The 14,115-nt window shown below is 17.5% G+C and carries 10 protein-coding genes and 1 other RNA gene; 8 read left to right on the plus strand and 3 right to left on the minus strand.

The window, feature by feature from the left end; all coding sequences use genetic code 11:
- The first annotated feature begins 2 nt into the window (after window positions 1–2).
- Complete coding sequence (locus tag GJU04_RS01955; RefSeq protein WP_168893211.1) at window positions 3–878, plus strand: 5'-3' exonuclease; 876 nt, start codon at window positions 3–5, stop codon at window positions 876–878.
- Between the two features lie 235 nt (window positions 879–1,113).
- The gene (gene typA, locus GJU04_RS01960) at window positions 1,114–2,952 is read left to right on the plus strand and encodes a translational GTPase TypA (RefSeq protein WP_168893212.1); all 1,839 of its coding nucleotides are present in this window, start codon (window positions 1,114–1,116) and stop codon (window positions 2,950–2,952) included.
- A gap of 1 nt (window position 2,953) precedes the next feature.
- On the opposite strand, the gene ssrA is transcribed toward typA, so the two are convergent.
- Together ssrA and smpB are read right to left on the minus strand one after the other, a co-directional pair.
- Window positions 2,954–3,316, minus strand: a transfer-messenger RNA (tmRNA) gene (gene ssrA, locus GJU04_RS01965).
- Between the two features lie 7 nt (window positions 3,317–3,323).
- Window positions 3,324–3,791, minus strand: coding sequence for an SsrA-binding protein SmpB (smpB, locus tag GJU04_RS01970; RefSeq protein WP_168893284.1), 468 nt, complete (start codon window positions 3,789–3,791; stop codon window positions 3,324–3,326).
- Between the two features lie 217 nt (window positions 3,792–4,008).
- Between smpB and grpE the strand changes: the two genes are divergently transcribed.
- The 3 genes from grpE (at window position 4,009) to rpmG (ending at window position 5,170) form a co-directional block, all read left to right on the plus strand.
- On the plus strand, window positions 4,009–4,674 hold the full coding sequence (grpE, locus tag GJU04_RS01975; protein ID WP_168893213.1) for a nucleotide exchange factor GrpE: 666 nt from the start codon (window positions 4,009–4,011) through the stop codon (window positions 4,672–4,674).
- A gap of 102 nt (window positions 4,675–4,776) precedes the next feature.
- A complete protein-coding gene (gene rpmB, locus GJU04_RS01980; protein ID WP_168893214.1) occupies window positions 4,777–5,001 on the plus strand; it encodes a 50S ribosomal protein L28 in 225 nt (74 codons plus the stop codon).
- Between the two features lie 4 nt (window positions 5,002–5,005).
- Window positions 5,006–5,170: a 50S ribosomal protein L33 gene (gene rpmG / locus GJU04_RS01985; protein WP_168893215.1), complete on the plus strand. Its 165-nt coding sequence runs from the start codon at window positions 5,006–5,008 to the stop codon at window positions 5,168–5,170.
- Window positions 5,171–5,262: 92 nt separating this feature from the next.
- On the opposite strand, the gene rpmE is transcribed toward rpmG, so the two are convergent.
- The gene (gene rpmE, locus GJU04_RS01990) at window positions 5,263–5,484 is read right to left on the minus strand and encodes a 50S ribosomal protein L31 (RefSeq protein WP_168893216.1); all 222 of its coding nucleotides are present in this window, start codon (window positions 5,482–5,484) and stop codon (window positions 5,263–5,265) included.
- Window positions 5,485–5,582: 98 nt separating this feature from the next.
- Between rpmE and priA the strand changes: the two genes are divergently transcribed.
- The 3 genes from priA to nrdA all read left to right on the plus strand — a co-directional run bounded on the left by priA (window position 5,583) and on the right by nrdA (window position 14,099).
- Window positions 5,583–7,616 carry a replication restart helicase PriA gene (gene priA / locus GJU04_RS01995; protein WP_168893217.1) on the plus strand — a complete coding sequence of 678 codons (2,034 nt, stop codon included), beginning with the start codon at window positions 5,583–5,585 and terminating at the stop codon, window positions 7,614–7,616.
- Between the two features lie 59 nt (window positions 7,617–7,675).
- Complete coding sequence (gene mnmG / locus GJU04_RS02000) at window positions 7,676–9,559, plus strand: tRNA uridine-5-carboxymethylaminomethyl(34) synthesis enzyme MnmG (RefSeq protein WP_168893218.1); 1,884 nt, start codon at window positions 7,676–7,678, stop codon at window positions 9,557–9,559.
- 2,257 nt (window positions 9,560–11,816) lie between these two features.
- A complete protein-coding gene (gene nrdA / locus GJU04_RS02010; RefSeq protein ID WP_168893220.1) occupies window positions 11,817–14,099 on the plus strand; it encodes a class 1a ribonucleoside-diphosphate reductase subunit alpha in 2,283 nt (760 codons plus the stop codon).
- Window positions 14,100–14,115: the final 16 nt, after the last annotated feature.

The following is a 14,115-nucleotide window of genomic DNA, read 5'->3' on the forward strand; positions in this document are numbered from 1 at the left end:
ATATGAGAAAAAAAATAATTTTAATAGATGGATCATTTTATTTATATCGTGCTTATTATTCTTTACCTAATTTAATGAATACTAAAGGATATCCTACAGGTGCAATATATGGTTTTATTAGAATGTTTAATAAAATTATAAAAATGAACACTAATAGTTATTTTTTAATTATATTTGATACTAAAGGAATATCTTTTAGAAAAAAAATTTTTGATAAATATAAATCAAAAAGAATAAATATGCCTGATAATTTAATTATACAAATTAAACCTTTATTTAAAATTATACAGGCAATGGGTTATAATGTTATATATATAAAAAATATAGAAGCTGATGATATTATTGGTACTTTAGCAATACAAGCTGAAAAAAAAAAATTTTTAGTTTTTATTTTTAGTATAGATAAAGATATAACTCAATTAGTTAATAAAAATATAAAAATAGTAAATCCTATTAACTATTCTATTTCTGGACCGAAGGAAATATATCAAAAATATGGAGTATACCCAAGATGTATTAGTGATTTATTAGCATTAAGTGGTGACCCTATTGATAATATCCCCGGAGTTCCAGGAATAGGTAATAAAATAAGTAAAAATTTAATAAATAAATTAGGTAATTTAAAATATATTTATAATAATATAAATAATATCAATAATACTAATTTTAGATCAGGAGATATTATAAGAGAAAAACTTATAAAATATAAAAAATTAGTTTTTTTATATCATGAATTAACAAAAATTAAAACAAATATTGTTATAAATATAGATTATCTTAATCCTCTAAATTTAAAAATTACACCACAAATAAATTATTTAAAATATCTATTTAATAAATATGAATTTAATAAATTAAATAAAATTATTTATAATTAATTTTATATATTTTATAAGTTTATTATATTTTTTTTTAAATTCTATAAATTATTTTTTTATGATTTAAAAAATTACTTATAAATTATAAGTTAGTATTTATTAAATTATTTATTTTTTTCATATAATTAAATTAGTATTAAGTTATAAAATATTTAAGTCTTATTGATAATAAGATTAAATTTATATTTTAATAAAAAATTAAATAATTAAAATATTATTTTATTAGGATTTTTTTATGAAAAAAATACGTAATATAGCTATTGTTGCACACATAGATCATGGTAAAACCACATTAATAGATAAATTATTACAAGAATCTGATAATTTTAGAAATATTTCTATAGAAAATAATAATATAAATAGAATTATGGATAGTAATGAATTAGAAAAAGAAAAAGGAATAACTATTTTTTCGAAAAATACGTCTATTTTTTGGAAAAATTATAAAATTAATATTATTGATACTCCAGGCCATGCGGATTTTGGAGCAGAAGTAGAACGTGTTTTATCAATGGTAGATTCTGTATTATTATTAGTAGATGCTGTTGAAGGCCCTATGCCTCAAACAAGATTTGTTACATTAAAAGCTTTTTCATATAATTTAAAACCTATTGTATTAATAAATAAAATAGATAGAAAATTTATTAGACCAGATTGGGTTATTAACCAAATATTTGATTTATTTGTAAATTTAAATGCTTCTGATGAACAACTAGATTTCCCAATAATATATACTTCTGCACTTAAAGGAACATCTGGATATAATATGAATAATATCCAACATAATATGAATGTAGTATATGAAACTATTATTAAACATGTTCCTGAACCTCAAGGTGATATTAATGAGCCATTTCAAATGCAAATATCTCAAATAGAATATAATAATTATATAGGAAATATTTGTATTGGTTTAATAAAAAAAGGACAAATTAAAAAAAATAAATATGTAACTATTATTAAAAATAATAAAATTTTTAAAAAAATTAAAATTTTATATATTATATTTAACATAGGATTAAAACCTATATATAGTGACAGTGCTAAATGTGGCGATATCGTTGGAATTGCTGGTTCAGGATTTGAAGAAATAAGTATTTCAGATACTATTTGCGATATTAATTATAATATACCTTTACCTATATTAAAAATAGAAAAACCGAAAATAAGTATGTTATTTCATGTAAATGATTCCCCTTTTTCTGGAATAGAAGGAAAATATATAACATCTAATAAAATATTTAATAGAATTAAAAAAGAATCCTTAAATGATGTAGCTTTAAAAATTGCTGAAACAAAAAATAATAATATTTTTCATGTTTCTGGTAGAGGAGAATTACATTTAGTTATTTTGATAGAAAATATGAGAAAAGAAGGATTTGAATTATCCGTATCTAAACCGCAAATTTTATCTAAAATAATAAATAATAAAAAATTAGAACCATTTGAAATATTAACTTTAGATTTTGAACAAAATAAAAAAGGTCATATAATACAATTAATTAGTCGTAGAAGAGCGATTATAAATAATATTATTTTAGATAATGATACTAATAGAATAAAAATTGAAGCAATTATTTCAAGTAAAGGGTTAATTGGATTTCGTAATGAATTTATAAATACAACTTCAGGAAATGGTATAATGAATTCTTTTTTTAGCCATTACGATATTAATAAATATCATATGATTGAAAATAGAAGTAATGGAGTTTTAATTTCTAATAAAGAAGGTTATGCTGTTGCTTTTGCTTTATATAATTTACAATCTAGAGGTAAATTACTAATTAATCCAGGAGAAAAGGTATATGAAGGGCAAATAATAGGAATACATAATAAATCTAATGATCTTATTGTAAATTGTTTAATTAATAAAAAATTAACTAATATGAGAGCATCAGGTAATGATAATCCTATTAATTTAATTTCTGTAAAAAAAATGTCATTAGAAGAAGCAATAGATTTTATTAATAATGATGAATTAGTTGAAATCACACCAAAATCAATTCGTATTAGAAAAAAATATTTAAAAAAATCCCAGCGTAAATTTAAAAAATTTAAAAACATTAAAAAATAATTATTGGAGCTGGGGGGATTCGAACCCCCGTCCAAAATTACTACACTTTCGGAACTACATGTTTAGTTTTATCTTTTGAAAAATTATTAATATAAACTGATAAAACAAAGTTTAATATTATATAGTCTAATAATTCTTTAATATATAATTTTTAGACCAATTATATACGATCTCTTTTATTTATGACCTATTTACTTTTTATCAAAGAGAAAAATAATAAGCAATAGGGCTTTTACAGTTTTTTATGCTGCTAAAGCATAGTTTTGATTATTTGCAACTATTTTGTACGGTTTTTTTACAAGGCCTACCGTTCCTTGACATGCTCCTAGAGTTTTATAACCTTGTCAAATCCATAATCAGCCCCATATATTTTAAAGATTTTTTTTTAAAAAACGTAATTTATTAAAATTCCATTCTTTATTTTTTAATATATTTCTTTTATCGTATTTTTTTTTACCTTTAACAATTGCAATTTTTAATTTACACCAAGATTTTTTCCAAAAAAGGCCCATTACAACAACTGTAAAACCTTTTAAATTTATATAGTTTTTTAATAATTCTATTTCTTTTTTTTTTAATAACAATTGTTTTTTTCTATTATTATCATATTTAATATGACTACAAGTGGTGATTATAGGACTAATATTCAAATTAAATACAAAAACTTTATTATATACAAAACTTATATAACTATTAATAATAGTCACCTTATTTAATCTTAAAGATTTTACCTCCCAACCTTCTAAAACAAGGCCTGCATTCATTTTTTCCTTAATAAAAAAATTATAAAAAATTTTTTTATTAAAAATAATATATTTTTTTTTTCCATTATAAAATATTAAATATTAAATATTATTAATTATAATAAATTTATGTAATAATTTCAATATATTATAAAATAATATATATTTTTTAAAAAAAAAATTTTAAATTATATTTTATTTTATTATTATTTAATAAATTTGTAATATTTATTATTTAAATAATAATATATTATTATTTATAATAAGTGTTTATTTTTAAAATTTTTTATAAAAAATTATATAAGGATAATATATGAAAAATAATCAATCATTAAATGATATAGAAAAAAATAATATAGAAAAAAAAGAGAATAATAATAAATTAAACAATTTAAAAAAAAATAATAATATAAAAAATGAAGAATCTATAAATAAATATAAACAAAAAAATACTATTGAATATTTTAAAGAAAAAAATGATAGTTATAAACTTGAAATTATTAAATTTAAAACTAAATTAAAAAAATATAAAAATGACATATGGGATTTAAAGTTACGTTCTCAAGCTGAAATTGAAAATATTAGACATAGATCTTTACTAGAAATAGAAAAAGCCTATAAATTTTCATTAGAAAAATTTATCAATGAATTACTACCTGTAATAGATAATTTAGAAAGAGCTATTAATTTAAAAATAATACAAAAAAATAAAATTAATTCATCTATAATAGAAGGTATTAAGTTAACTTTAAAATCACTTTTAATATTAATTAAAAAATTTGGTGTTAGTATTATAGATGAAATTAATATACCTTTTGATCCTTCTAAACATCAAGCAATGTCTCTTATTGAATCAGATATTATTAAAGAAAATTATATTATAGAAATTTTACAAAAAGGATATTTTCTTAATAATAGATTATTAAGACCAGCTATGGTTATAGTATCAAAAATTAAAAAAATTGAGAAGCATAATTAATATTTATTTTAATAATATGTTCATATACTATTAAATAGTTTATGAACATATTATTTATATAAATATATTTTAAAAATTTATAAAAAAATAAGGTATTAATAAATGACTAAATTTTGTCAAATAACAGGTAAAAAAACTATAAAGGGTAATAATCGTTCTCATGCAATGAATGCTACTAAAAGAAAATTTTTACCTAATATTCATTACCATAAATTTTGGTTAGAAAAAGAAAAAAGATTTATAACTATAAGAACATCTGCAAAAGGGATAAGATTAATAAATAAAAAAGGAATAGAAAATACTTTTTTATATAAAAAATTAAGGTAATTTTATGGCAAAAAAAACACGTGTTATAATAAAATTAATTTCATCAGCTAAAACTGGTCATTTTTATACTATTACTAAAAATAAAAAAAATATAAAAAAATTAGAAATTAAAAAATTTGACCCTTATATTAGAAAACATATATTATATAAAGAAAAAAAAATTAAATAAAAATAAATTTTATTTAATTAATAATTAATTATATATTAATCAATAATGTTATCTTAATAATTAACCATTATTGATTAATTTTTTAAAAAATTTTATTCAAATATTTTAGAATTTTTAAATCTTTTCTTAAATTTTTCTACACGTCCTTTAGTATCTGTTATTTTTTGTTTCCCTGTATAAAAAGGATGACATAAATTACAAACATCTAAATTAAATTCTTTATTATTTTTTAAAGTTGATCTAGTATTAATAATATTACCACAAGAACATTTCATAGTAATTTTATTATATTGAGGATGAATATTTTTTTTCATAAATTACCAATAATATTTTTTTAAAAAACTATTATTTATTTTATAAATAAATTTTTTTATTACAAGGTTATTTTATAAAAAAATAAAAATATTAAATTATGAAAATCATTAAAGTAGTATTTAATAATGCTATTATTTATAAAAAATTTGATTATTTATTATCTAAAAATATACCAATCTATATTGGATGTAGAGTAATAGCACCTATAAAAAAAAAGAATTATATAGGAATAGTCATAAAAATACAAAATAATTCTAAAATATCTATAAAAAAATTAAAATTTTTACATAAAATTTTAGATAAAACATCACTTTTTAATTCTTTAATTTTAAAATTTGCAAGTAAAGTTTCTAAATATTATCAATTTCCTATTGGATTAATTTTATTTCAAATATTACCAATTTTTTTGAGAAAAAAAAATAAATATGTTTTAAATTTAAAAAATAATTTGCAATTTAATAAAATTAATATGATAAATAATAATAAAATAATAAAATTATATAATAATAAAAATAAAAAAAAATTTATTATTAATAATAAAAAAAATAATATATTAAATTTTTTTCAAAAAAAATATTTTCAACCAAATTTTTTTGTTTGGATTACACAAGATAATATTATTTTTCTTGAAAAAATAAATATTTATTTAGATCTTATAAAAATTATTTTATCTCAAAAAAAACAAATTTTAATAATAGTACCTCAAGAATATAATTTACTAAATTTATATCAATATTTTATGTCTAAATTAGATATTTTAATCTGTTTATTATATTCAAATTTTTCAAATAAAAAAATATTATCAATTTGGGAAAATATAAAAAATGGGACAATATCAATTATTATTGGTACAAAATTTACTATTTTTACACAATTTTTAAAATTAGGATTAATTATTTTAATAGAAGAACATAATTTTATATATAAAAAAACAAACATATTTAAATATAATATACGAGATATTGCTATTTTAAGAGCAAAAATAGAAAATATTCCCATAATACTATGCTCTAAAACATTAAGTTTAGAAACATTATATAATATTAATATAGGGAAATTTAAATTATTATTTCAAAATAATAAAAAAATATTATATAAAAATTTTTTTAAATTTAAAATATTGGATATAAATAAACAAATATTACAGTTACAATTATTTTCTAAAATTTTAATTAAAAATATACAAGTATGTATTGAAAATAATGAACAAATTATTATTTATAATAATCATCAAGGTTATTCAAAATTAGTTTTCTGTTTCTTTTGCAAAAAACCATTAAAATGTATTAATTGTAATACAAATTATATTTTTTATAAAAAATTATGGAAATTATATTGTATATATTGTAAAAAAAATATTAGTATGTTAGATTACTGTCCTTTATGTAAAAAAAATTTTTTTATACCAATTGGTATTGGAAATGAAAAATTAATTGAGTTTTTAAGGAAATTATTTCCTAATATATTACTTTTAAATATTACCAATAAGAATTTTATAAAAAAAACTTTATTAATTAAAAATAATAAACCAGCTATAATAATAGCTTCTCAAATTTTATATAAAGAATATTTTTCTTTTTTAAAAAATAATTTAATTATTATTTTGAATATAGATAGTGTTTTTTTTTCAAAAAATTTTAGAGCAATAGAATATTTTTCACAATATATTTTTAATATATTAAATAATCATTTAGATATAAAAAAAAAAACAATTATTATTCAAACACATTATCCGCAAAATAAAATTATTAAAAAAATTTTTAAAAAATATAATACATATTTTGATATATCAAATTTTCTTTTAAAAGAAAGAGAAATGATGTTATTACCACCTTTTACTAATCATATTATTTTAATATTAGAATCTAATGATAAAAAAATTTTATTAAATTTTTTAAATATTTTAAAAAAAAAAATTATATTTAAGTATATAAATGAAAAAAATTTTTTTATTATTGGACCTTTATCATTAATACAAAATAAAAGGAAAGGATTATTTCGAAAACAAATTATTTTACAACATATTTTTAAAAAAAAATTACAAATTATTATAAAATATATTATTTCTATTTTTAAAAAAATTATAAATTCTAATAAAATAAAATTGATAATTAATGTTGATCCAACATAATTTAAAATATTAAAAATAGATCTATTTAGTATTTTATACTTAAATAAGGTAAATATTGTATGTATGATTTTAATAAATTTGATGTAATAGTTGTAGGTGGAGGACATGCTGGAACAGAAGCTGCTATCGCTAGTGCAAAAATGAAAAAAAAAACGCTCTTAATTACAAATAATTTAGATACAATAGGGCAAATGTCTTGTAATCCAGCAATAGGTGGGGTTGGTAAAAGTCATTTAGTAAAAGAAATAGATGCATTAAATGGGATAATGGCCACAGCAATTGATTATTCTGGAATTAATTTTAAAATACTTAATAGTAGTAAGGGTCCCGCAGTTCAATCAACAAGAGCACAAGCGGATAGAGAAATATATAAATCTCAAATTAAATTACTTTTAAGTAAAGAAAAAAATTTATTTTTTTTCCAACAAGAAGTAAAAAAAATAATAATTAAAAATTATAAAATAATAGGTATTCTTACTAAAAATAATGATATTATAAATGCAAAAGTTGTAATTTTAACTACTGGTACTTTTTTAAATGGTAAAATTTTTATTGGATTAAATAATAAATTTAATGGTGGTCGAATTAATGATTCCTCATCTACAGACTTAGCCAATTTTTTAAATGAATTACCCTTAAAAAAGGGAAGATTAAAAACAGGTACTCCTCCTAGAATTGATAAAAGAAGTATTGATTTTTCTAAATTAGAAATACAAAATAGTGATATTCCTTTACCTTATTTTTCTTTTATCGGTAATGCTGAACAACATCCTAAACAATTACCTTGTTATATTACATATACTAATAAAAATACACATCAAATAATAATAGATAATATTATTCAAAGCCCAATATATGCTGGGTTAATTAAAAGTAAAGGGCCTAGATATTGTCCTTCTATTGAAGACAAAATTATTAAATTTCCTAATAAAGATCAACATCAAATATTTTTAGAACCAGAAGGTATATTTAGTTATGAGATATATCCTAATGGTATTTCTACTAGTCTTCCTTTTGATATGCAGTTTACTATTATAAAATCTATTAAAGGTTTAGAAAATGCATATATTACAAGACCAGGATATGCTGTAGAATATGATTTCTATGATCCTAAAGGATTAAAACCTACAATGGAAAGTAAATTTATAAAAGGATTATTTTTTGCAGGACAAATTAATGGTACTACTGGGTACGAAGAAGCTGCGGCACAAGGATTAATAGCTGGATTAAATGCTTCTCTTTTAATTGATAAAAAAAAAAACTGGTATCCATTAAGAAATCAAGCATATATTGGAGTATTAATAGATGATTTATGTACTTTAGGTACAAAAGAACCGTATCGGATGTTTACTTCTAGAGCAGAATATAGATTACTTTTAAGAGAAAACAATGCAGATATCAGATTAACAGAAATAGGATATAAATTAGGTTTAGTTGATAATTTACGTTGGCAAAAATTTAATGAGAAATTAGAAAATATTGAAAAAGAATATCAAAAAATTAAAAATTTTTATCTTAATTATAATGACAAAAAAAATATTAAAAAAATTAATCTTTTATTAAAAAATCCTATTAAAAATAATATAAATGGTATAAATTTATTAAAACGTTCTGAAATTAATTGTTTAGATTTAATAAAATTAAATATTTTTAATTTTAAAATAAAAAATTTAGAAACTATTAAGTATATTGAGACAGAACTAAAATATCAAGGATATATAAAAAGACAAGAACAATTTATAAAAAAATTTAAAAAAAATGAAAAAATATTAATACCAATAAATATTAAATATTTTAATATAAAAAGTTTATCAAATGAAGCAATAGATAAATTTAACTTATATAAACCTTTTAACCTTGGCCAAGCTTCTAGAATACCTGGTATAACACCTGCCGACATTTCAATACTTTTAATTTATTTATTAAAAACTAAAAATAATTAATATATTTAAATTTAAAAAAGTAATTAAAAATATTTAATTAAATTTAATAATATATATAAATAAAACTTATTATTAAATATTTAAATTTAATTAAAAGAAATACATAATGTATGTTAAAAAAAAATTTCAATCTCTAGATATTAGTATTCTTACTACTTTCCAAAGGAAATCGTATATATTTTACTTTATCTAGAGTATTATATACTTTAACTTTATATAGAAAACTTTAATTCAATATATTCTTGAAACATTAAAAAATATTAATAATTTAATTAACAATATACCATATCGTATATGGTTTTGATAAAGAAAAACTTAATAAGTTTTTAAAAAATGAAACATATATTAAATGGATATATTAACTTTGGAGGTACTGTAAAATAATTTTTGTTAAATTTTAATAAAAATAAAGATATTTTAATATTATATAGAGATGTTCCTCTAATTTTAAAAAAACAATAATATAATTATTATAATGAAAAACCTAAAAAAGGTATTTCTGTATTTTCAGTAACAATAAATAATTCTAAAGAATATGGTAAAATTTATGTAACAAAAATAGAGATATAATTGGTATTATTAAACATATAGAAACAAATTAAAAAGAATTAAAAATATTAATACTGGGATATTGATTATTAATATTATTTATTTAAAATAAATAAATTAATAGAATTAATAATAATAATTTAAAATCAGAGTTTTATATTATTGATATTATTAATTTATCTTATAAAGATAAAAAAAATATTAGATGTATAAATTTTAAAAATTTAATAGAAATTAAAGATATTAATAATAATCAATTAACACAATTAGAAAAATTATATCAAAAAAAACAAATTAAAAAATTACTTATTAATGAACTTAAAATTTTAAGTACAAATAGATTTAATTTATAAGGTTCTTTAAAATATTGATTAGATATTATAATAGAAGAATATGTATTAATTAAAAATTTTGTGAAATTAGGAAATAGAGTAATAATAAGTAAAAGGTGTATACTAAAAAATAATATTCTTACAAACGATTATAGAATACTTCCTATTCAATAATAGAAAATATAATTTTAAATAAAAAATATCAAATTAATTCTTTTAGTTGTATAAATCAGAATCATAAAATAGATAAAAAATAACATTATTAATTTCATAAATAAAAAAATGATTTTTTATAAAAAATTAAAAATAATAGTTTTATTTATATAAAGTTCAAAATGAATAATTTTATTAAAAACTATAATTATAAGTTAATTATAATAAAATTAATAAATAATAAAGTTTAAAAGAAATATTAATTGTAATATTATAATTAAAAAATTTTTCATTTATAAAATTAAATTAATATGATCTTAATATGATGTTATAAATTATTTTAAAAAACATAAATTTAATTTATAAAAAAATTAAAAAATTTACATTAAAAATCATATTTAAAAATTACATATAGAAATATTTATTTTTATTTTTTACTGAAAAAATTTAAAAATAATAATTTTTATAAAATAAATAATAGAAAACATCTATTAATAAATAGAAAATTATTAAAAAATAATTTACATAATAAAAAATTATTTTAAATACAATTTTATATATTCAATTTTTTATTAAAATAATAAAGATTATTTAATTTATTATAATTAATAAAAATTATTTATATTAGTTATTTTAAAATAATAAATAATTACTAACAATTTTTGTTCTAAAATAGAAAAATATAATAATATATATTAAAATATAAAAAAATATTTTATTTAATTAAATTTATATTTAATTTTATAAAAAAAAAATTATTTTTAGAAAATAATATATGTAATTAAAAAATTTAATTAAATAATATTAGTTTAATTAATAATTTTAATTTTTATAAATAATTTTTAAAAAAATTAAATCTAATATATAAAATATTTATATTTTAATAGATTATAATAATCTTTATTAATAAATATTTTAAGTTTTGTAAAATAAATAATAATTTTATCTGATAAAAAATAATATATATATTTTTTTATATAAAAATATAATATTATTATAATTTATATTATTTATTATACTTTTATTAAAAAAAATAATGATATAAATAATCTAAAAAATTTAGTAAAATCTATTAATTTTAAATAAAAATCTTATTAAAGATAAAGATCTTTTTTTTTTGTTTTTTTTAAATTAACTAATTTTTTCTAAAACGAATTTTTATTAAATTATATTTTTAAATTTATTAATAAATATTATTAATATTTTTTTAAAAGGTTTTATATATGAAACAAAATTTATTTGTTATAAAAAGAAATGGTTATAAAGAATTAATAAATATAAATAAAATAAATTTACTATTATCACGGGCGGCAAAAAATTTACAAAAAATATCTTTATCACAAATAAAAAAACAATTATATTTACAATTATATAATGAAATTAATACAACAAATATTCATAATATTTTAATTAAAATTACAGCAGATTTTATTTCAGAAACAAATCCTGATTATCAATATATGGCAGCTAGATTAGCTATTTCATATTTGAGAAAAGAAGCGTATGGGACATTTATTCCTCCAAAATTATATGTTCATATTAAAAAAATGGTACATTTAAAAAAATATGATAAATTTCTTTTAAAAGAATATACAAAAAAAGATTTTTATTTAATGGAAAATTTTATTGATCATAATCGTGATATGAACTTTTCATATGCGGCAGTAAAACAATTAGAAGGAAAATATTTAGTTAAAAATAGAATTACAGGGAAAATATATGAAAGTGCACAATTTTTATATATATTAATTGCAGCTTGTTTATTTGCTAAATATCCATCTAATGAAAGAATAAATTATATAAAATTTTTTTATGATGCTATTTCTAAGTTTAAAATTTCTTTACCTACCCCAATTATGTCTGGTGTTAGAACATGTACTAAACAATTTAGTTCATGTATTTTAATTGAATGTGGAGATAATATTGATTCAATTAATGCTACCACTAGTAGTATAGTAAAATATGTTTCTCAAAAAGCAGGTATTGGTATTAATGCAGGCCGAATTCGTGCAGTAGGTAGTCCAATTAGAAATGGAGAAGCATTACATACTGGATGTATTCCATTTTATAAACATTTTCAAACAGCAATTAAATCTTGTTCTCAAGGAGGTGTTAGAGGTGGAGCAGGAACATTATTTTATCCTTTATGGCATTTAGAAATTACTAATTTATTAGTTTTAAAAAATAATAGAGGCATTGAAACTAATAGAGTTAGACATCTTGATTATGGAGTACAAATTAATAAATTATTATATCAACGTTTAATTAATGGAGAAATAATTACTTTATTTAGTCCTTCAGATGTTCCTGATTTATATGAATATTTTTTTTCAAATCAAAAAAAATTTAATGATCTTTATGAAAAATATGAAAAAAATATTAAAGTTAGAAAAAAAAAAATTAGTGCTGTAAATTTATTTTCGTTAATGATGCAAGAACGAACCTCAACAGGAAGAATATATATTCAAAATGTTGATCATTGTAATACTCATTCTGCATTTAATCCTAAAATAGCTCCAATAAGACAATCAAATCTTTGTTTAGAAATTACTCTTCCTACAAAAATTTTACATAAAATTGATGATCCTAATGGCGAAATAGGATTGTGTACATTAGCTGCTATCAATTTAGGACAAATTAAAAATTTAAAAGAAATAAAAAAGTTATCAGATTTAATAGTAAGAGCATTAAATTGTTTATTAGATTATCAAAAATATTTAATTCCTGCTGCAAAAAATTCTGCCTTAGGTCGTAGGCCATTGGGTATAGGAGTAATTAATTTTGCATATTATTTGGCAAAAAATAATGTACGTTATTCTGATAATAGTGCAAATAATCTAACACATAAAACTTTTGAAACTATACAATATTATTTATTAAAAGCATCTAATAATTTAGCTAAAATTAAAGGATCTTGTCCTTTATTTAAAGATACAAATTATTCAAAAGGAATATTACCTATTGATACTTATAAAAAATTTATTGATAATCTTCATACAGAAAAATTACATTATAATTGGGAAAAATTAAGAAAAAATATAAAAAAATATGGATTACGTAATTCTACCTTATCAGCTTTAATGCCATCTGAAACTTCTTCTCAAATATCTAATGCCACTAATGGTATTGAACCTCCCAGAGGATTTATTAGTATAAAAACATCTAAGAATGGTATTTTAAAACAAGTAGTCCCTGAATTTTTAAAATTAAAAAAAAAATATGAATTACTATGGAATATACCTAATAATAACGGATATTTAAATTTAATAGGAATAATGCAAAAATTTATTGATCAATCTATTTCTTCAAATATAAATTACGATCCTAGTCGTTTTAATAAAAATAAAATACCTATGCAACAATTATTAAAAGATTTACTATTTTCATATAAATTAGGAATTAAAACTTTGTACTATCAAAATACTAGAGATGGAGCTAAAGATAATCAAAATGAAAACATATTACAAAGTAATAATGGATGTGTAAATGGATCTTGTGTAATTTAATTTTAAATAAATTTAT

The sequence above is a fragment of the Enterobacteriaceae endosymbiont of Donacia marginata genome (assembly GCF_012567685.1).
Lineage (GTDB): Bacteria > Pseudomonadota > Gammaproteobacteria > Enterobacterales > Enterobacteriaceae.